We start from the raw sequence: 21,381 nt of genomic DNA, 5'->3' as shown, positions 1-21,381 counted from the left end.
GGATTATAGAGAATAAGTAGTGGCTAGGTCATCATTAATTTTGCTCTCAGCCCCTTTTAAACAAGGGCTTGCTCAATAAAATCAGTAACAAATTGTGAGTTATTACTCATATTATGGCTAAAACTACGGCATTAGAGCTAAAGATCGGCGACAAACCTTTGCCAGATGGGGCATTTATGTTTTAGAGTGAATCGAATTCAAAAATACAAAGAAGGGAAACCTAAAATGAACAAGACTCAATTAATCGACTTTATTGCTGAAAAAGCGGACCTTTCTAAAGCACAAGCTAAAGCTGCTCTAGAAGCAACTCTTGGCGGTGTTACAGATGCTCTTAAAGATGGCGATCAAGTTCAGCTAATTGGTTTTGGTACTTTTAAAGTAAACCACCGTGCAGCTCGCACTGGTCGTAACCCAAAAACTGGTGACGAGATCCAAATCGCTGCTGCAAATGTTCCAGCATTTGTTGCAGGTAAAGCGCTGAAAGATTCAGTGAAATAATCTAAACTGTACCGAGGTAGTCGTATTCCACCTCGGTACAGGTTTTTATGAAAAAAGCATTTATTCTCGTTTCACTCTTATCTACATTTCTCATTGGCTGTTCTTCAACCAGCCCTCGCAAAAACCTAGAGCAATTTGAAACTCACACCGGCGGCCAAGTCATGGGCGACGCGACTAGTTTCTACTGGGTTACAAACAAGCTAACACAACCTCATACTTCAGCTGACTACGTCACTGTAGGCGATTACGGCTGGTACCAAACGGACTATGCTTGGTCGGAAGGTATACTTCGTGAATTTATTCGTGAAGGTGAGCAACGTAATTCTTCTAATGAGCTGGTTCCGTATAGTGTCCATGTGCGTTTTAACAAGTCAGGCGAAGCTGTATATCAGCAGTATCGTATTGATAGCAAAATTTTACCTGTCCAAGCTAAGCAGCTTGAAAACTACCAGAAAGAAGCTAAATCGGTTCTAGAGACTACGATGAAGCAGAATGACGAAGGGCTAAGATTGGTTCAGGGTTACTGGGATGGCAAAACGTTTCAGACTTGCTCTGGTAAGCAGTTTTCTGACATTGAACTTAACCAAACATTGCCTAATTTTGTGATTAACCGCTTGTCGTCCGTAGAGAGTTTCGGTGCTTTTGTCGGCCAGGAATCTCTCAGAAAATTGTCTGTTGTTGAATTTTTGATGTTGGCAGATGACAGTCATCGGTGTATTGCCAGACCATCATTACTGAAAGAATAGAGAGCCTTAAGGGCGAACGAGAGTCATTTTCCCGCAGTAGGCCAAGTGCTGATTTGTCTGTACAGGTACAGATTTCTAGAGAGATTTAGTGATAAAAAAGGCGCCTATCGAGGCGCCTTTTCTGTTATTCGCTTACTGTCATTGGAAAGTAAGCAAATGACAAGACTGATTACTGTTCTTGCTCGCGCGCAATGGCACGGTAACCGATGTCATTGCGGTGGAACATACCATTCCAGCTAACTTGCTTCGTCAACGCGTAAGCGCGCTCCTGAGCTTCAGAAACCGTGTTCCCCAGTGCGGTTGCACAAAGTACACGACCACCGTTTGTCACTACATCGCCAGCTTCGTTATTTGTCGTACCTGCGTGGAAAACCTTTTGGCCTTCAACTTCGCTTGTTGGTAGTGAAATAACGTCACCTTTTGCGTAGTCAGCAGGGTAACCGCCAGCGGCAAGAACAACACCGATCGAAGCACGTGGGTCCCACTTAGATTCTGCTTCGTCCAGTTTCTCATCGATAGCCATTAGGCAAAGCTCAACAAGGTCTGACTCCATACGCATCATAATAGGTTGCGTTTCAGGGTCGCCGAAGCGGCAGTTGTACTCGATAACCTTAGGTGTACCGTCAGCATCGATCATAAGACCTGCGTATAGGAAACCAGTATACGGTGCGCCTTCTGCGTCCATACCACGTACCGTTGGGTAGATCACTTCCTCAAGGATACGGTTGTGGATTTCAGGAGTCACAACGGGAGCTGGAGAGTAAGCACCCATACCGCCAGTATTAGGGCCTGTGTCTTTGTCGCCAACACGTTTGTGATCTTGGCTGGTGGCCATAGGAAGAACGCTTGAACCGTCAACCATTACGATGAAGCTTGCTTCTTCGCCTTCAAGGAACTCTTCGATAACCACTCGGCTGCCGGCTTCGCCAAATGCGTTGCCTGCTAGCATATCTTTGATTGCGTCTTCTGCTTCTTCCAGAGTCATCGCAACGATAACGCCTTTACCAGCCGCAAGGCCGTCAGCTTTAACTACGATTGGTGCACCTTGCTCACGAACGTAAGCGATAGCTGGCTCAATCTCAGTGAAGTTCGCGTAAGAACCGGTTGGGATGTCGTGACGAGCTAGGAAGTCTTTAGTGAAAGCTTTCGAACCTTCAAGCTGCGCTGCCGCTTGAGTTGGACCAAAGATAGGCAGACCCACCTCGCGGAATGCGTCAACCACACCAATAACTAATGGCGCTTCAGGGCCAACGATAGTCAGTTCGATTTTTTTCTCTTGAGCAAACGTGACTAAACCAGCGATGTCTTCAACACCGATGTTTACGTTCTCAAGTTTCGGCTCAAGCGCAGTACCTGCGTTACCTGGAGCAATGAATACTGTTTCAACGTTTGGGTTTTGTGCTGCTTTCCAGCCAAGTGCATGCTCACGACCGCCTGCACCGATAATCAATACATTCATGTTTTAAAATCCTTATAGCTGCTTCAGAGCCTTTATTTCGGTGTCAAACATGCTCACTTATGGTCATAAGCTCCGCGTGTTTTCCTTGAACTAAAGTCACTGACTTGCTCTACGTATTTCAAATATCGGAATATTTAAAAAACAAAATTATAAGTTTTGCTCAAAGTAGTTGGTGATGTGGCTAGGCAGCAATTGAGCCCATCCCCGGGAGCATAGCTCGCTATGTGACCGGGGTGGACGAAAGCAGCTAACGACGCCACAGTGCCAAATACGAAGAGGAAATTAGTGGCGGAAGTGACGCATGCCTGTGAATATCATCGCCATGCCGTGTTCGTCTGCTGCTGCGATAACTTCGTCATCACGCATAGAGCCGCCCGGTTGGATAACACACTTGATGCCAGCTTCTGCTGCCGCGTCGATACCGTCACGGAATGGGAAGAATGCATCTGATGCCATGACACAACCTTCAACTTGTAGACCTTCATCTGCAGCTTTGATTCCTGCGATTTTCGCAGAATAAACGCGGCTCATTTGGCCAGCGCCCACACCGATAGTCATGTCGCCTTTCGAGTAAACGATCGCGTTAGACTTAACGTATTTCGCTACTTTCCAGCAGAACAGCGCGTCTTTTAGCTCTTCAGCTGTAGGTTGGCGCTTAGAAACCACTTTAAGGTCATCTTCAGAGACCATGCCTTGGTCGCGGTCTTGAACTAGCAAGCCACCGTTAACGCGTTTCACGTCAAAGCCAGTTGTCTTCGTTGTCCATTCGCCACACTCAAGTAGTCGAAGGTTTTTCTTAGCTGCGACGATTGCTACAGCTTCAGCAGAAACAGAAGGTGCAATGATAACTTCAACGAATTGACGCTCAGTGATAGCCGTTGCTGTTGCAGCGTCTAGCTCACGGTTGAAAGCGATGATGCCGCCAAATGCAGACGTTGGGTCTGTTTTGAATGCACGGTCGTAAGCTTCTAGGATGTCTTCACCTAGTGCTACACCACATGGGTTAGCGTGCTTAACAATCACACATGCTGGCTGGTCGAACTCTTTCACACACTCAAGTGCTGCGTCAGTGTCAGCGATGTTGTTGTAAGAAAGTGCTTTGCCTTGAATCTGGCGAGCAGTAGACACTGACGCTTCTTCAGGGTTTGCTTCAACGTAGAATGCAGCTGCTTGGTGGCTGTTTTCACCGTAGCGCATGTCTTGTTTCTTCTCGAACTGCTGGTTGAACGTGCGAGGGAATTTGCTCTCTTCATCGCCTTCCTTGTTCGCGCCGTAGCTAGGAACCATAGTGCCGAAGTAGTTTGCGATCATGCCGTCGTAAGAAGCTGTGTGCTCGAATGCAGCGATAGCTAGGTCGAAACGAGTCTCTAGCGTTAGAGATTTCTCGTTCGCGTCCATTTCAGTGACAACGCGCTCGTAGTCGTGTGCGTTTACAACGATAGTCACGTCTTTGTGGTTTTTCGCTGCAGAGCGAACCATTGTAGGACCGCCGATGTCGATGTTCTCAACAGCATCAGCAAGAGTACAACCTTCTTTAGCAACGGTTTCAGCAAATGGGTATAGGTTTACAACAACCATATCTATAGGGTTGATACCGTGAGTTTCCATCACGTCATCGTCTTGACCACGACGGCCTAGAACACCACCATGAACTTTTGGGTGCAGAGTCTTAACACGGCCATCCATCATTTCTGGGAAACCAGTGTAGTCAGATACTTCTGTAACAGAGATGCCTTTTTCAGCAAGCAGGCGAGCAGTGCCACCGGTAGATAGGATATCTACACCACGGTTAGCAAGAGCTTGTGCAAATTCAACGATACCAGTTTTGTCTGATACGCTGATTAGAGCGCGGCGAATTGGACGAGCGTTATTCATGCTTCCATCTTCCTCAAATTCATGGGGTTAAAATAAAGATATTTGCCAAAAAAGAACTTGTTTCTATCTTCTTAGCGTGGATTATCTTAGATACCAGTAAGAGATAAAATATTGGCCAGTTTTGGTAAAGACCTTTTGGGTTTGTCTTATGATCTCGCTATAAGATAACCAACTCCAAATTTGATGGCGCAGATTCTAACTAATTTATTACAAAAAAGCTCGCGCAATCGTTTGGCATCTCAAAATTAATTATGGAAAGTGCCATTTCAGCCTGAAAAGTAACGATAAGGTTAATTGTGGAATGGACGAAAGAGTAGGAAAAAACATGTTCCAGATCGGTGAATTAGCGAAACGATGCGGTGTGACTGCCGATACCTTGCGGTTTTATGAAAAAAGTAACCTGATTGCTCCTGCCAGTCGCAGTGACTCAGGATATCGCTTATATGATGAAAATAATCAGAAACAGGTGACCTTTATTCTTAAATCTAAAGCGTTAGGGCTGAGTTTAGATGAAATTAAGGAATTGCTCGAGATTCGCTTGGAAGCACCGCAGCACAGTTGCTCGGAAGTGAAAGCCATCACAACGGCAAAGCTGACACTTATTGATGAAAAAATCAGTGAACTTGGCAGAATACGCACGGCATTAAAGAAGATTAATGATGCTTGCTGCGGTCATGTAGATGACGATGCGAGCCATTGTTCTATCTTAGGTGCTTTGGCGAGCGAAGATAAACAAAGCTCATGCTGTGCTGCTGATGGTAAATAGCTAAAGAGCTCCCCGTTAGGGAGAGAGGTTTACTACGGTTAATAACCCTAGGAAGCTTGCAGTATTTTGGCTCTTAGTTGAGCGTCAATTTTTAAAGTGGGTAGGTTATTGTGGTAAAGCGTGACTTGGTTGCGGCCAGTCTGCTTTGAAGAGTACATGGCTCTATCAGCTAGAGCCAATAGTTCTTTTATGGTTTTAAGGTGTGGTGTGTATTCAGCAACACCGATGCTGACGGTTGGATAGATGATGTGGCCGTCTACGGTGCATGGCGTTGATTCAATCGCTTTACGAATCGTCTCTGCAACGTAATAAGCCTCAATGGCACTGGTGTGTGTGAGAATGACACCGAATTCTTCGCCACCCAAGCGACCTAGATAATCATCGCAGTCTATTGACTGTTGGCATAAATTCGCGACTTGAACGATTACCTCATCACCAGAAAGGTGGCCAACTTGATCATTGATCTCTTTGAAGTGGTCTATGTCTATCATCAAGCACGTTAAGCTTTGCTTAGGCGATTGACAGAACTCTTTTTCCAACCCAAGTAAAAAGGCTCGTCTATTTAAAATCCCGGTAAGCTCATCGATTTCAGCGAGTTCTATCAGCTCAGCTTCACGTTGCTGTGCTTTAGTAATATCTCGCTCTTGCCACAGTACGTATTGCTTTTCTGGCGAGAGATACAATGGCTTTAATGTCGATTCAAAATATCGATCGTCTGATTCTGCAGATTCTTCTCCTTGAGCGAAAAGTTGTTCAATAGAAAGCTGAAGTTGCTGACAGGGCGCAAGGGAGTATTGAATGTATTGAATTTCACGACTGGCATGAGCTTGCTTTACCGCCTCTAACAGCTGCTTTTCAACCGTGGGAGGCAACAGTTCAGAAACTGTGTTGTGATTTGGATTGTCAAAGTTTTCAACAATGCGTCCGGATGTATCCAGCAGAAGATGACGATCAGGCAGTTCACGGATCAGTGTGCTAAGCCATTCTTCTCTTTTCATATCAAGCATGTAGCTTCCAGACGATTAGATTAATGGGTCATTATATCGGTAGTGATTACGTTATCAATCGTTACATCTCATTAATTGATTGATAATTGTTCGCTTATTGACATAAAACCCAAAAAAAAAGCCGAGTTCAATAAAGAGCTCGGCTTCTAATTCAATAAATTACGAAAGAACGATTAGTTCATGCCGTATTTTTTAAGTTTCTTGCGAAGAGTACCGCGGTTAATACCCATCATGGTTGCTGCGCGAGTTTGGTTACCGCGAGTGTACTGCATGATAGTGTCTAGTAGTGGCTGTTCAACTTCAGCTAATACTAATTCGTATAACTCGCTGACTTCTTGACCGTTTAATTGAGCAAGGTAATTTTTCAATGATGCTTTAACTGAGTCACGTAGTGGCTTCTGCGTGATTTGGTCTTGTGATGTAACTGTAGTTACTGTCAATGCTTCTGAAGTCAGATTTTGTTCGAACATATTCGGTCTAGCTCTTCTCGTAATTATGGTGCAACGTTATCAAAAAAACCTTCTAGCGCTTCAAGCTGCAGATCACCTGCTTCGAATGCGTTGAAGGTACGGCGAAACTCACTCGCTTGTTCATGTTCTTTTAGATACCAACCCACATGCTTACGAGCGATGCGAGGGCCTAAAAACTCTCCATAAAATTCATGTAGAGCGTGCACATGACCAAGCATGATATCTTTCACTTCCGAAATCGGGAGTGGGTCCATCGTGGTGCCGTTTTCCAAATAGTGTAGGATTTCGTTAAAAATCCAAGGACGTCCTTGGGCAGGTCGACCTATCATTAAAGCATCAGCGCCGGTGTACTCCAGCACAAACTTCGCTTTTTCCGGACTATCGATATCACCGTTAGCGATAACCGGAATAGATACTGCTTGTTTCGCTGCTTTAATGTGTTTGTATTCTGCCTCACCTTTGTACATACAAGCGCGAGTTCTTCCATGGAGCGCAAGAGCTTGTATGCCGCAGTCTTCGGCTATTTTCGCGATTTGGACACAGTTTCTATTGTCTGTATCCCAGCCTGTGCGCGTTTTCAACGTTACTGGAACGTCGACAGCATTTACCACCGCCTTCAGAATGTCTTCAATGAGTTCTGGGTGCTGCAGTAGAGCTGAGCCCGCAAGCTTTTTATTCACTTTTTTAGCTGGACAACCCATGTTGATATCGATGATTTGCGCACCGTTATCGACATTAAATTGAGCAGCCTCGGCCATAAGCTGTGGATCTGCACCAGCGATTTGTACTGAACGAATGCCCGATTCGCCTTCATGTACCATACGCTGCTGAGACTTTGACGTTTTCCAAACTTTCGGATTGGAGGACATCATTTCACTGACTGCCATCCCCGCACCGTAGCGAAGACACAACTCACGGAATGGTCTATCCGTTACGCCAGCCATAGGAGCGACGATTAGATTGTTCTTAAGTTGATAATTTCCGATTTTCAAAAATGTCATCACAGTTCTGTACCAGCAAGGGCGCGCATTTTACGCATTTTTTCGCTGCGTGAAAAGACTAATATTTGAGCATTTACAATTTGTTTTTGTAATTTGTTTAAATTTCAGTCAATTAGCGCCTAAAGTCTTGTCTAGCCTTGCTTGCGACCTGAGATTCGGCACCATTCTTGTTGTTCAATGATCGGATCAATGTGAAGCTCATCACGATAATAAGTCGCCACATCTTCCGCTTGTGTATCTAAAACACCCGACATCGCAAGCACACCATTTGGCTTAACTAGGCCTTTGATGATGCCAGAAAGGTCGCGTAATGGACCTGCAAGAATGTTGGCAACAACAACGTCAGCCAGCAAACCTTCCGGTTGATCTTGTGGTAAGAACACTTCGAGTTGTTCAGCAACGCCATTGCGTTGTGCGTTGTCTTTTGATGCAAGCAGAGCTTGAGGATCAATATCGATCCCGATAACTTTTGCCGCGCCTAGTTTGATCGCCGCGATCGCTAGGATGCCTGAGCCACAACCGAAGTCGATTACGGTTTTTCCTGTCAGGTCTAAGCCTTCAAGCCACTCAAGACACAGTGCCGTTGTCGGGTGAGTACCGGTACCAAATGCAAGGCCTGGATCTAGCATTACGTTGACAGCGTCAGGTTCAGGGATATCGCGCCAGCTAGGGCAGATCCATAAACGCTCACCAAACTTCATTGGGTGGAAGTTGTCCATCCATTCACGTTCCCAATCCTTGTCTTCAATTTGCTCTACTTTATGAGCAAAGTCTGCAGGGAACATGTTACTTGCTTTAATCTGCGCTAGAACGACACCAGTATCAGTCTCAGCGTCGTAAAGCGCGAGAATGTCAGTATCACCCCAAAGGCGAGTTTCGCCCGGCAGAGGCTCAAATACAGGGGTATCTTGTGCATCCAGGAAAGTTACAGAAAGAGCACCAGTCTCTTCCATTAACATGTCGCCGATTTGTTCGGCATTTTCATTGGTAGCATTAAGCTTGATTTGAATCCAAGGCATGGCTGCATCTTCTATATGAGAAAAATTGGATGGCGAGTCTAGCAGAAAATATGAGCAAATTCACCAAAACCCCACGGAATATAATGGGGATTAAAGATTGAGTTTTTCGGCGGCTCAAAAACAAAAATGCTCACCGAAGTGAGCATTTTGACTGTTCTTAAACGAGCGGATTATGACAAACCAAGTTTCTTCTCAAGGTAGTGGATGTTTGCACCACCGTGTTGGAAGTTTTCGTCGTTCATAATAGACAGTTGAAGCTCAGTATTAACGTTAATACCTTCAACAATCATTTCACCCAATGCGTTCTTCATACGAGCGATAGCCACATCACGGTTCTCACCGTAAGTGATCAGCTTACCAATCATTGAATCGTAGTGTGGTGGCACTGTGTAACCAGTGTAGATGTGAGATTCCCAACGTACGCCCATGCCGCCTGGTGCGTGGAAACGTTCAATCTTACCTGGTGAAGGTAGGAAACGAACGGGATCTTCAGCATTGATACGACATTCGATTGAGTGGCCGCGCAGCTTAATATCATCCTGAGTGAATGATAGAGGCTGACCAGCTGCAATACGTAGCTGTTCTTTCACTAGGTCGATACCCGTTACCATTTCAGTAATCGTGTGCTCAACCTGAATACGAGTGTTCATTTCGATGAAGTAGAACTCACCGTTCTCGTATAGGAATTCAAATGTACCTGCACCGCGGTAACCGATCTCAATACATGCACGTGTACAGCGTTCGCCGATGTACTTACGCATCTCTTCAGTGATACCTGGAGCTGGCGCTTCTTCCACAACTTTCTGGTGACGACGCTGCATTGAACAGTCACGCTCACCTAGGTGGATAGCATTACCTTGGCCATCTGCAAGCACTTGTACTTCAATGTGACGTGGGTTTTCTAGGAATTTCTCCATGTAAACCATGTCGTTGTTGAAACATGCTTTTGCTTCAGCGCGAGTCATCGCGATAGCTTCTGTTAGCTCTGCTTCAGAACGAACAACACGCATACCACGACCGCCGCCGCCGCCAGATGCCTTGATGATTACTGGGAAGCCAATACGCTTAGCGTGCGCTTTGTTTTTCGCTTCGTCGTCATCAAGAGGACCGTCAGAACCTGGTACACAAGGTACGCCCGCTTTCTTCATTGACGTGATAGCTGACACTTTGTCACCCATCATGCGAATGGTTTCAGCTTTAGGGCCAACGAAGATAAAACCACTGCGCTCTACCTGTTCTGCAAAATCTGCATTTTCAGATAGGAAGCCGTAGCCTGGGTGGATAGCAACTGCACCTGTTACTTCAGCTGCGCTGATGATACGAGGGATGTTCAGGTAGCTATCGATACCACGAGCTGGACCGATACAAATGGTTTCGTCAGCAAGCAGTACGTGCTTAAGATCGCGGTCAGCGGTTGAGTGAACTGCTACCGTTTTGATGCCAAGCTCTTTACATGCTCGCAGAATACGCAGTGCAATTTCACCACGGTTCGCGATTACTAATTTATCTAACATAATGAGTGCTCTCTATTATTCGATAATTACTAGAGCTTGGTCGAATTCTACTGGTTGACCGTCTTCAACTAGGATAGCCGTTACAACACCAGATTTATCAGCTTCGATTTGGTTCATCATTTTCATTGCTTCAACGATACATAGTGTTTCGCCAGCAGTTACAGATTGACCCACTTTAACGAACGGTTTTGCATCTGGGCTTGGAGCGCCGTAGAAAGTGCCAACCATTGGAGAAAGAACTTGGTGACCAGCAGGAACCGCAGGAGCTGCCGCTTCTGCAGCTACAGGTGCTGCTGCCGCAGGTAGTGCCGCCGCTACAGGAGCTGGAGCTGCTGCATATTGAATAGGCGCTGCAGATACAGGGCTGTTACGACTGATTCGTACTGACTCTTCACCTTCAGAGATCTCTAGTTCAGAAATACCAGACTCTTCAACCAATTCGATTAGCTTCTTGATTTTGCGAATATCCATTGTTTCTTTCTCTTTATCTGTTGATTGAACTTACTCTTTGACGGAGTAGGTTAGTAATAGTTCGTTGTTTTATTTACTTTGCGTTGAGCTTGTTGAGCGCAGCTGTCAAAGCAAATTGATAACCTTGGGCACCTAAGCCACAAATCACACCTTCTGCTTTATCAGATAGGTAAGAGTGGTGACGGAATGGTTCACGTGCGTGAACATTCGATAGGTGAACCTCAATAAATGGGACAGCAACACCAAGTAGTGCATCACGCAACGCCACACTAGTATGTGTAAAGGCCGCTGGGTTGATAATAATGAAATCAACATTTTGATAAGCACTATGGATCGCTTCAATCAGCTCATACTCACGATTTGACTGTAAGTGAGATAGCTCAACATCGTGTGTTTTCGCTTGCTCGGTCAATGAGCTAATAATCTGGTCAAGTGTTTGAGAACCGTAGTGTGCAGGTTCTCTAAGGCCTAACAGATTAAGGTTTGGTCCATTTAAAACTAGAATGCGAAACTTTGTAGACATTGTGGGGCTATCTTCCTTTATCGTGTTTACGAACGTGAATGTTGCCATTTTATTGAAAATTTGGGGATAATTTCCAGTAAGAAAAACCCAAATTTAAAAATTAGAACCAGATTATAGCTAATTCAGCGCAAATCGCAGCAATTTACTGGTCTAATCTCCTATTGATAGAGTGTGAGATTGTTATCAACTTAACAAAAAAGTGCCTTAGCCTTAATTTTGTCGAGGATATTTGAGATCAAGATCAGCCATAAAAAAACCGCCACATAGGTGACGGTTTAGAAAGGAGCTGTTTTAAACAATAATTACGTAATGTGACGGGTTGCTTATGCCAGTTCCGCTTTCTCTGCAATCAGCTTATCGACCACGCTTGGGTCTGCCAGTGTCGACGTATCGCCTAGGTTGCCAGTATCGCCAGTGGCAATCTTACGCAGGATACGACGCATGATTTTACCTGAACGAGTTTTTGGTAATGAGTCGGTCCAGTGCAGTACATCTGGCGTTGCGATTGGGCCTATCTCTTTGCGTACCCAGTCTTTCACTTCTTTATGAAGCTCTGCGGTCGGGAATTCGCCATCATTCAACGTGATGTAAGCGTAAATCGCTTGGCCTTTAATATCATGAGGGATACCTACAATCGCAGCCTCTGCGATCTTATCAAATGCGACTAGAGCCGATTCAATCTCAGCGGTACCCATACGGTGACCTGATACGTTCAGAACGTCATCAACACGACCAGTAATCCAGTAGTAACCGTCTTCATCACGACGAGCACCATCACTGGTGAAGTACATGCCTTTAAAGGTTGAGAAGTAAGTCTGTTCAAAACGGTCATGATCGCCATGTACGGTACGCATTTGGCCTGGCCAAGAGTCAAGAATCACAAGGTTGCCGTCTGTTGCGCCCTCAATGATGTTACCCATGTTGTCAACCAGCGCCGGTTGAACACCGAAGAATGGACGCGTCGCTGACCCTGGTTTTAGGTCTGTTGCGCCCGGTAGCGGTGCAATCAAGATGCCGCCCGTTTCTGTTTGCCACCACGTATCGACAATTGGAGACTGCTCATTACCGATTGTTTTGTAGTACCACTCCCACGCTTCAGGGTTGATAGGTTCACCCACTGAGCCCATGATTCTTAGGCTGTCACGAGAAGTACCCTCAACCGCTTCATTGCCTTTCGCCATTAATGCACGAATCGCAGTTGGAGCGGTATAAAGAATGTTAACTTGGTGCTTATCGACCACTTCACTCATGCGGCTTGTGTTCGGGTAGTTCGGCACACCTTCAAACAGAATGGTTTTTGCACCATTGGCAAGCGGCCCGTAAACAAGGTAAGTGTGACCGGTAATCCAACCCACATCGGCTGTACACCAGAAAGTTTCGCCCTCTTGGTAATCGAATACGTATTTGAAGGTCATGGCTGCATAAACAAGGTAGCCACCTGTGGTGTGCATTACACCTTTAGGTTTACCGGTTGAGCCTGACGTATAAAGGATGAAGAGTGGATCTTCGGCGTTCATCTCTTCTGGTGGGCAGTCCGCCGAGACATTAGCAATAGCATCGTGCCACCACACATCACGGTGCTCGTGCCATGCCACATCACCGCCAGTGCGTTTGAATACCACAACCTTCTCGATGTTTTTCACTTCAGGATTCGTCAGTGCTTCATCGACATTCTTCTTCAGTGGAACCGCACGGCCGCCACGCACACCTTCATCGGCAGTGATAACGACTTTAGAATTTGAATCGATAATACGACCAGACAGTGCTTCAGGTGAGAAACCACCGAATACCACTGTGTGAACCGCACCTATACGGGTACACGCCAGCATGGCTACTGCAGCTTCAGGAACCATTGGCATGTATAAACAAACCACATCGCCTTTGCGCACGCCTTGCTCTTTCAGAGCATTCGAAAACAGGCATACTTCTTTGTGTAGTTCATTAAAAGTTAGAGTTTTGTCATCCGCCGGGTCATCGCCTTCCCAGATGATAGCGACTTCATCACCGCGTTCAGCGAGGTGACGGTCGATACAGTTAGCCGATACGTTAAGCGTGCCATCTTCAAACCAGCGAATATCAATGTGGCCAGGGTCGAAAGAAGTATTTTTTACTTGTGTGAAAGGCTTGATCCAATCAACGATTTTTCCGTGTTCACCCCAAAAGCCTTCAGGGTCAGAAACAGATTGCTGGTACATGGCTAGGTAAGTGTCATTATCCGCGTGTGTGGTTGATTTAATATTTTCTTTTACCGGATAAACGTGGGCTTCACTCATTGCATCTCTCCTTGTGCCTACATTCCTAATGAACTGGCAACTTCCTTTGTGTTCAGTTTCTAGGTCTATTACAGAACCATCTTTGTGTTATCACTCTCGGCTAGGACGGCGATTTCCACAATTAGACTTTAGGATGAGACGTTGCTTTTCACTTACAAAATAGCGAGTTAAGTTCATTTTTGAGATGTTGCTCTCTATGTGAAGCACCAGTAGTTGAATTAAGAATAAGAAGAGTTGAAGCGGGGTAGGTCGCCATGTTTCAGGCGCACAAAGATCAGCGCCGCGGAGATAGCATCTTGTAATGCATCATGTTTATTGACGGGAATGGGCAAATCGAGCTGGCGACAGATGGCGTCCATACTGAGATCAAAATAGGCATTGGGCAGCTGCCTTTCGAGTTTGTCTTGGTAGAGCTGGCTCACTTCGACTAATCGGTTAGGCAGTGGAAATCCAAGCTGTTTTAAACAGGCGCGGTCGAGAATTTTTTTATCATAGCGGATGTGATAGCCGACTAAAGGACGATTACCAATAAAGTCGAGCAGCTCAACTAAAGCTTGTTTTTCTTCGATGCCGTGCTTTAGATCTTGATGACGAATGCGGTGGATTTTTATTGAATTGCAATCGAGCGATTGCGGGGCGCGCAATCGGACTTCAAAAGGTTGGCTGGTAATGATTCGGTTACCGATGATCTTGGTCGCGGCAATAGTGACTAATTCCGCCTGATTAGGGTCTAGGCTGGTGGTTTCACAATCGAGCGATACGTATTCATGGTCAATAGGCGCAGTAAACAGAGGCTGGTAAAGAGAGCCTTTGAGCTTGTGATGCCAGTAATAGCGAACCAACCTATTCATCGTTCAATTGCCTAATCTCGTATCTGATAGTGGTAGCCGAGCCATTGCTTGAATTTCTTCACCACGTGCAGGCTATGACGAAGCAGATCTCTGTCTGCTCGTTCCATCAGTTTGACGTCGATTTTATTGCTGCTGTGTTGTTGTGAAAGTCGCTGAGCTAAGCGCCATTTAAAGAACTGTTTGAGCGCTTCATTGAGGTTGTCCGCGGTACTTTGCTCTAATACCTTCTTGCTAACCAGTTGTTCAATACGCTCAAAGGTGTTGTTCACCGTCACACCATGTTCAAGGCAAAGTGCTCTCACACCGTGCACAATTGGGAAAATACCGCCTTGCTTGATATCGAGCCCTGACTTGGACTGTTTCACGTTACCAAATAGGGTGAGGGGAACTGAAAAGTTCAGAGCTGGGCGGCAGAATTCAGTCAGAATCAACTCTTGTCCGAGCATCAAATCACTCAAGTGCTGTTTTACCGGTTTTAGTAGTTCCCTGTTTCCCGCCACGGCGTGTGCATCCGCCATGATGGCGATATCCATCACGGTCTCTGGCGTTGCTTTTTTTACCCAACGGGTGAGGGTTTGCTTCCACTCTTGTTCTGAATGCACCCATTTCGGGTTGTTGACCATCACGTTGCCCGGACATAGTGGGTAACCCAATTGCTGCAATGTATGGGTTAGGTCGTTCATGGCACTTTGGCATTGATGCCACTCCAAACCATCTTGAATAATCAGAGCGTTGTCTTGATCTGTTTTGAGAATTTGCTCTCCGCGACCTTCTGAACCCAACACAATTAGGCAGCAGTGGTTATGCAGTGCAGGAGGGATAATCAACTCAAAAGCCTTCTCTATGATCTGTTCGTTGACCGCAGAAATCAGTTCCATGATAAAGCGTGTGCGAATCCCATTACTGAGTAAGCTCTCGACCAGTTGACGCTGTTTGTTAGAGGCCATGGCCAACTCTTCAACGCTGGTGGCACGAGCAATACGCAAAGTGAGAACGTGAGAGTGTGTGGAAAATGCACTGAGGATCTGTGTCATATCCACCATGCCGACCGCATTTTTACCATCACAAACCATCAACCTTTTCACTCGATTTCTGGTCATGGTAATCATGGCGTTAAATAAGAAATCCCCTTGGTTTACGTGCATCACCGGAAATGTTGCAATTTCACCGACGGGCGCGTCCTGTGGGAAGTTATTGAGCATTACAGCGTGCAATAAATTGGTTCGTGTGACGATCCCATACGGTAAGTAGCCTGAACGAAAATCTTTTATGCCTTTGTCGTCTAAATGCACCAGCGCCGAGTCTAAGCCTTGCTCTTTTAGGATTTGAGTGACTTGGTTGATGGGTTGCCCTGGCTCAAGAATCAGTGGCGGGTGATAGATAGAGTCATCCACTTTGGTCAATATAAACTCGGCAAGGTTTTGTTGCTGCTGAGCGGCCTCAATCAGAGCTTTCCGTGTCGACAGGTTACTATCAAAGTAGGCGGCAAATTGACCATTGGCGTGATAAAGATCGAGAAAAACATCGGTAGGCAGTAGGTAGCTTAAGGTGTCTTCGAGTGCGATATATTGATGTTTGGTGTGAGGTTCAAACTGGCTGCGCACATCAAAAATATCGTCATTGGCGTAATGTGCGTAAATCTCACCATCACTGCTTGCGCGCTCTTCAACGGCTCCTTTGATCAGGATATGCAGGTGTCTGCTCGGCCTATCTGCTTCCAGTATCACTTCTTGAGAGCGGTAATACACTACGTCTAATGAAGAGCGAAGCTTCAATTGTTCCGTATCGGACAGGCTATCGAAGGGTGGGTGCTGCATATTAAATTTTTCAGGCATAAGCATCACAAGAAGTGGGAGTCTTTAATCAGTCTGACAAAATACCAGCGAAGCTCCAGACGACTTTAGTCTAAATGCAGACTAGATATCGATGAACGTGATATAGCTTGGTTATAAGTGATAAGTGATAAGTGATATCTAGGCTAATTAAATATAGGAATGCTATCCCAGTAATAATTCCCTTTTTCATCCTACTCTAGATAGGCATAATTGGAGCCGCCTTTTTCCGCACACTTTATAGGTTATTTATGTTTAGCCCTTCTCCTTACGGATGGATATCTCAGTATTTTCTTGGTTTCTTTTTTGCTTATGGCGTGTATTTGCCATTTTGGGCGTTATGGTTTGAAGACCAAGGCGTTTCTGCGGGAGACATTGGTGTATTGATTGGTATTGGTTTTGCGACTCGATGTGTTGCTAACCTTGTGATTACGCCACGCATTCATAAAGTAGAGAATCTTTTGCCAGCTCTGCGCTGGTTGAGCTTCGCCTCATTGTTATTTGTTGGCTTCCACTTCTTCACTGGAGGCAGCTTTTTATTGATGCTGTTTGCAACAGTACTGTTTAACCTGTGCTGTGGGCCGGTTATCCCTCTTTCTGACGCAATGGCTAACCATTATAGTCGTCTTAAGATGCTTGATTATGGACGCACCCGCTTATGGGGATCGATTGCATTTATCGCGGGCTCTACCGTGGTGGGTTTTTTGGTTGCGAAGTTTGGCACAGACATGATTTTGTATACCGCGTTTGCTGGTGTGCTGATGTCATTATTATTGGCGATGAGAAATCCTAATGTGATGCCGGTGACACACTCTGAGCAACAAGCGGTACGACCAAAATTAGGTGAGCTGCTACGTGAGTCTTCAGTGGTTAAATTCTTGGCCTTGATGGCGTTGCTGCAAGGTAGCCATGCGGCTTACTACAGTTTTAGTGCGATTTACTGGAAAGAAGCGGGTCACTCAGAAGCGATTATTGGTTATTTATGGAGCCTAGGTGTTGTTGCTGAGGTGGCTGTGTTTGCTCTCAGTAAGCGCTTATTCTCTGGCTGGTCAATGCGAACTCTGTTCGTGGTAGCCGCAATCGGTGTGATGGCTCGTTGGGGTATTACGGCATCAACAACGGCGATTTTCGCCTTAGTTATGGTGCAACTGCTGCATGGCGTGACGTTTGCTATGGCGCACATCGCAGCCATTCAATACATTCAATCAGAAGAACAAAACAAGATGGTTGCGCTACAAGCTCTGTATAACGCGATCCCATTGGGGGCTGTTATCGCACTAATGACGACCTTAAGTGGTTGGGGCTATGAGCTTTGGGGGGAAAACATCTTCTGGGGTATGGCCGCGATGGGTGCTTTTGCTCTGTTCATTAAGTTGGACGAGAGAAGTTCAGTGGTTGAGATGAATCAATCAGGTTCGGAACAATTAGAATCTAACAGCAAGTGCTGATAATTAGAGTCTGAAGCACAAAATTTAAGCGATTCGATTGAGTTAATGACCCATCCTTAGTTAAATGAAACCTCTCCCTTATGGAGAGGTTTTTTTATGGATGAAAAAGGGTTTTTAATGCAAGGATGGATAGTAATTCCAGTCTCTTTAGCCTATTTGGGCGTGTTATTTCTGATCGCTTGGTATGGAGACAGGCAGGTTCGTTGGCTATCGCGTTGGCGTCCATGGATCTATAGCCTTTCGATTGCAGTGTATTGTACTTCTTGGACTTTTTATGGAACGGTCGGGCAGGCGAGCAATAATCCATGGTCCTTTTTACCCATCTATCTCGCCCCCATTCTGGTCTTTACACTGGGATGGCGGATCTTGGCGCGGTTGATCCTAATTGCGAAACGTGAACACATCACCTCAATTGCCGATTTTATCGCGGCTCGCTATGGCAAGTCTCAAGGCTTAGCAGTGGCGGTGACCGTGATCGCCGTGGTCGGTATTCTTCCTTATATCGCACTGCAATTGCGTGGTATTACGATGGGGTTAGATATTGTTGCGCCAAACCTAGCGGCTGATTTTGGTTATCAGGATTATCACGTGTCTTGGTTTGTGGTCGGTGCTTTGGCCATTTTTACCATGCTGTTTGGTACGCGGCACATCGATAACACAGAGCATCACCGTGGCATGATGATGGCTGTAGCGTTTGAATCTATCGTTAAGCTTGCAGCATTCTTGATTGTTGGCCTGTTTATTATCTACCTGGCGATGAGCAGTGACAAAATTGACTTGTTTGATGTGGCGGCTTCCACCTACGAATCGCCTAATATTCCGACCTTAATTATTCATACCGTTTTGACCATGTTGGCGATTGTCTGTCTGCCGCGCCAATTCCACACCATGGTGGTTGAGAACGAACGTCCTCAAGATTTGCATACCGCTCGCTGGTTGTTTCCACTTTATTTGATTTTAATGGGCCTGTTTGTGCTGCCAATTGCTTGGGCAGGACAGGGGCTGCTTACCGACATGCCAGCTGATACTTACGTGATCAGTGTACCAATGGCAGAAGGGGCGAATCACATTGCTTTGTTAGCTTTCCTCGGGGGTACTTCGGCGGCGAGTGGAATGGTGATTGTATCGACCATCGCATTAGCGATCATGGTATCGAATGATTTAGTGATGCCACTGCTGCTGCGCCGTATGCGTCTAACTCAAAGAACCCATCGACATTTTTCTGGCATGTTGCTGGTGATTCGACGCGGGTTGATTTTACTGCTGTTACTTGGTGCTTGGCTGTTCTATCAAGCGCTCGATACCATTCACTCACTGTCGGCGATTGGCTTTCTTTCCTTTGCGGCGATTGCTCAATTCGCGCCAGCACTTATTGGTGGTTTGTACTGGCGTCCGGGCAACCGGAAGGGGGTCTATGTCGGCTTAATGGTGGGCTCGTTGATTTGGCTGATCACCCTGATGAGCCAAACCAGCATGCTGGCGGGCGATAGTGAAAGTAACCTTTTACTGTGGATTATCACGCCACCAGAGCTGCTCAATAGCTGGGAGATCAGCAGTTCAAACTGGGGAATTGTACTGAGTATTTTACTGAATACTTTGTGTTATGCCGTGGTTTCTATGGTGACCAGACCAAGCCTAAGTGAGCGTTTACAATCGGCTGCTTTTATTGGTACCCCATTACCAGAAAATGAGAATATCAGCCTCTATCAAAGCCGTGTAACCGTGGCTGAATTAGAGATGTTGGCGTCGCGTTTTGTCGGTCGAAAGCGAGCGAAAAGTGCCTTACACAGCTACTGGCAACAACACGGGCAGCCGTTACTTCCTAATCAACAAGCACCTGCGAGTTTGATTCGACATGCCGAGCGTGTACTCGCGGGTGTATTCGGTGCCTCTTCTGCTAAGTTAGTACTTACTTCTGCTTTACAAGGCAGGAACATGCAGCTTGAAGAAGTAGCGACCATCGTTGATGAAGCCTCTGAACTGTACGATTTCAGCCGTGGTTTATTGCAAGGCGCGATTGAACATATTGGCCAAGGCATTGCAGTAATAGACAAACAGATGAGGCTGGTGGCGTGGAATCAACGTTATCTTGAGCTGTTTGAATTCCCTGCTGGCTTAATTCAGGTGGGTCGACCCATTTCAGATGTAATTCGTCACAATGCTGAGCAAGGTTTATGTGGCCCAGGCGACCCAGAAGATCACGTTCGACGCCGTGTTTATCACCTTGAGCAAGGCACGCGACACACCTCATCTCGTATTCGTCCGGATGGTCGAGTGATTGAGGTGCAAGGTAACCCAATGCCAAGTGGTGGCTTCGTCATGAGCTTTACCGACATCACGGTTTTCAGACAAGCAGAGCAAGCGCTAAAAGATGCTAATGAAAGCTTGGAATCGAGAGTTCATGAGCGGACTCAAGAGCTTGAAAAGCTAAACCAACGTTTAGTTAAAGCCACTCAAATTTCGGATCAAGAATCTCAATCTAAGAGCCGTTTTCTTGCGGCTGTTAGTCACGATTTGATGCAGCCATTAAATGCTGCTCGCTTGTTTGCTTCTTCGCTATCTGAGGTCGCAAAAGAACAAGAGGAGAAGCAGCTTTCTTCTCATATCGAAAGTGCGTTGGGTGCGGCTGAAGATCTGATTGGCGACCTGCTTGATATCTCGCGATTGGAGTCAGGAAAATTAGAAACCAACATTCACGCGATTGCCGTGCATGATGTACTGACCAACCTGAATGCAGAATTTAGTGCTTTAGCAACGCAGCAGAAGATCCAATTTCAGATGATCCCATCGTCACTGTTTATTCACTCTGACCCTAAGTTATTAAGACGAGTGATTCAGAACTTTTTAACGAATGCGTTTCGCTATAACCCTGAAGGGAAAGTGGTCCTCGGTGCGAGACGAGTCAATGGTCAGGTACGCATTGATGTGTGGGATAACGGAACTGGTATCGATGAAGACAAGCAACAAGAGATCTTCGAAGAGTTTACGCGTGGTAGCCAAGTACGAGCCGATCAGGGGTTAGGATTAGGGTTGGCGATTTCGAAAGGGATTGCTCATGTGCTTGGTCATCAAATCTCGATGCGTTCATGGCCGGGAGAAGGCAGCGTCTTTTCCATCACCTTAGCGAGAGCAGAGCAAGTGGCTCCGGTTGTGCAAGCTTCTACGCCAATGGCGACCAGTGATATCGAGCACTTGAAAATACTGTGTGTCGATAATGAGCGAGAAATTTTGGTCGGTATGGAGAACTTGATAGGGCGCTGGGGTTGTGAGGTTAAGACCGCCGTCGACTTAGTCGAAAGTTTGAAGTGTCTCGATGATGATTGGCAGCCGGATGTGATTTTCTCTGATTATCGTTTAGATAATGGCAGAACGGGGCTCGAAGTATTGCAGCAGTGTCGTTTGCGCCTTGGTGACTCTTTTGAAGGGGTCATTATCAGTGCAGATAGAACCGATGACATGTTGGCAGCGATAAAGGCCAACAGCTTTAGCTTTATTGCTAAACCTGTGAAGCCACTAAAACTCAGAGCGGTTCTAAATCGGGTGAGTTAGTTAAGAGTAATCAGCTTAAATTTCTAATTAATGAACGGATGTAAAAAGGCCTCGGATGAGGTAATGCCGATCAGTTAGA

General features: G+C 45.9%; 17 protein-coding genes. 5 read left to right on the top strand and 12 right to left on the bottom strand.

All coding sequences use genetic code 11. The features are described 5' to 3' along the window. Nucleotides 1-225 precede the first annotated feature (225 nt). Entirely contained in the window at nt 226-498 is a 273-nt protein-coding gene (gene hupA, locus AB4407_RS03310; RefSeq protein WP_004729753.1) for a nucleoid-associated protein HU-alpha, read from the top strand. 47 nt (nt 499-545) lie between these two features. Then, a complete protein-coding gene (locus AB4407_RS03305) occupies nt 546-1,244 on the top strand; it encodes a DUF1481 domain-containing protein (RefSeq protein ID WP_372118588.1) in 699 nt (232 codons plus the stop codon). A gap of 169 nt (nt 1,245-1,413) precedes the next feature. Here AB4407_RS03305 and purD read toward each other — a convergent pair whose 3' ends face one another. Continuing rightward, nucleotides 1,414-2,703, bottom strand: coding sequence for a phosphoribosylamine--glycine ligase (purD, locus tag AB4407_RS03300; RefSeq protein ID WP_372118586.1), 1,290 nt, complete (start codon nt 2,701-2,703; stop codon nt 1,414-1,416). Between the two features lie 282 nt (nt 2,704-2,985). Then, a complete protein-coding gene (purH, locus tag AB4407_RS03295) occupies nt 2,986-4,578 on the bottom strand; it encodes a bifunctional phosphoribosylaminoimidazolecarboxamide formyltransferase/IMP cyclohydrolase (RefSeq protein ID WP_372118584.1) in 1,593 nt (530 codons plus the stop codon). Nucleotides 4,579-4,903: 325 nt separating this feature from the next. On the opposite strand from purH, the gene zntR reads away from it, so the two are divergent. Continuing rightward, entirely contained in the window at nt 4,904-5,344 is a 441-nt protein-coding gene (gene zntR / locus AB4407_RS03290; protein ID WP_372118606.1) for a Zn(2+)-responsive transcriptional regulator, read from the top strand. A 47-nt stretch (nt 5,345-5,391) separates the two neighbouring features. On the opposite strand, the gene AB4407_RS03285 is transcribed toward zntR, so the two are convergent. From AB4407_RS03285 to AB4407_RS03240, 10 genes are all read right to left on the bottom strand, one after another. After that, on the bottom strand, nt 5,392-6,351 hold the full coding sequence (locus AB4407_RS03285; RefSeq protein ID WP_372118581.1) for a GGDEF domain-containing protein: 960 nt from the start codon (nt 6,349-6,351) through the stop codon (nt 5,392-5,394). A 173-nt stretch (nt 6,352-6,524) separates the two neighbouring features. After that, nucleotides 6,525-6,821, bottom strand: a complete 297-nt coding sequence (gene fis / locus AB4407_RS03280) for a DNA-binding transcriptional regulator Fis (RefSeq protein ID WP_004729744.1) — start codon at nt 6,819-6,821, stop codon at nt 6,525-6,527. 23 nt (nt 6,822-6,844) lie between these two features. After that, the gene (dusB, locus tag AB4407_RS03275; RefSeq protein WP_032546269.1) at nt 6,845-7,813 is read right to left on the bottom strand and encodes a tRNA dihydrouridine synthase DusB; all 969 of its coding nucleotides are present in this window, start codon (nt 7,811-7,813) and stop codon (nt 6,845-6,847) included. Between the two features lie 140 nt (nt 7,814-7,953). Next, nucleotides 7,954-8,841 carry a 50S ribosomal protein L11 methyltransferase gene (gene prmA / locus AB4407_RS03270; protein WP_009844690.1) on the bottom strand — a complete coding sequence of 296 codons (888 nt, stop codon included), beginning with the start codon at nt 8,839-8,841 and terminating at the stop codon, nt 7,954-7,956. Nucleotides 8,842-9,011: 170 nt separating this feature from the next. After that, nucleotides 9,012-10,355, bottom strand: coding sequence for an acetyl-CoA carboxylase biotin carboxylase subunit (accC, locus tag AB4407_RS03265; protein WP_372118578.1), 1,344 nt, complete (start codon nt 10,353-10,355; stop codon nt 9,012-9,014). A 15-nt stretch (nt 10,356-10,370) separates the two neighbouring features. Beyond that, entirely contained in the window at nt 10,371-10,826 is a 456-nt protein-coding gene (gene accB, locus AB4407_RS03260) for an acetyl-CoA carboxylase biotin carboxyl carrier protein (protein WP_372118577.1), read from the bottom strand. Between the two features lie 73 nt (nt 10,827-10,899). Next, complete coding sequence (gene aroQ / locus AB4407_RS03255) at nt 10,900-11,349, bottom strand: type II 3-dehydroquinate dehydratase (protein ID WP_372118575.1); 450 nt, start codon at nt 11,347-11,349, stop codon at nt 10,900-10,902. Between the two features lie 323 nt (nt 11,350-11,672). Beyond that, nucleotides 11,673-13,622, bottom strand: coding sequence for an acetate--CoA ligase (gene acs / locus AB4407_RS03250; protein WP_009844693.1), 1,950 nt, complete (start codon nt 13,620-13,622; stop codon nt 11,673-11,675). A gap of 218 nt (nt 13,623-13,840) precedes the next feature. Then, nucleotides 13,841-14,473: a 3'-5' exonuclease gene (locus AB4407_RS03245; RefSeq protein ID WP_123301997.1), complete on the bottom strand. Its 633-nt coding sequence runs from the start codon at nt 14,471-14,473 to the stop codon at nt 13,841-13,843. Between the two features lie 11 nt (nt 14,474-14,484). Beyond that, nucleotides 14,485-16,314, bottom strand: coding sequence for a DUF294 nucleotidyltransferase-like domain-containing protein (locus AB4407_RS03240; protein WP_372118604.1), 1,830 nt, complete (start codon nt 16,312-16,314; stop codon nt 14,485-14,487). Between the two features lie 242 nt (nt 16,315-16,556). On the opposite strand from AB4407_RS03240, the gene AB4407_RS03235 reads away from it, so the two are divergent. After that, nucleotides 16,557-17,753 carry a 3-phenylpropionate MFS transporter gene (locus AB4407_RS03235; RefSeq protein WP_372118573.1) on the top strand — a complete coding sequence of 399 codons (1,197 nt, stop codon included), beginning with the start codon at nt 16,557-16,559 and terminating at the stop codon, nt 17,751-17,753. Between the two features lie 117 nt (nt 17,754-17,870). Continuing rightward, the gene (locus AB4407_RS03230; RefSeq protein WP_372118571.1) at nt 17,871-21,302 is read left to right on the top strand and encodes a PAS-domain containing protein; all 3,432 of its coding nucleotides are present in this window, start codon (nt 17,871-17,873) and stop codon (nt 21,300-21,302) included. Nucleotides 21,303-21,381 lie beyond the last annotated feature (79 nt).

It is taken from the genome of Vibrio sp. 10N.261.46.E11 (assembly GCF_041472735.1).
In the GTDB taxonomy this organism is placed as follows: domain Bacteria; phylum Pseudomonadota; class Gammaproteobacteria; order Enterobacterales; family Vibrionaceae; genus Vibrio.
Note: the sequence above shows the minus strand (reverse complement) of the source record. Positions and strands in the feature narration are given on the sequence as shown.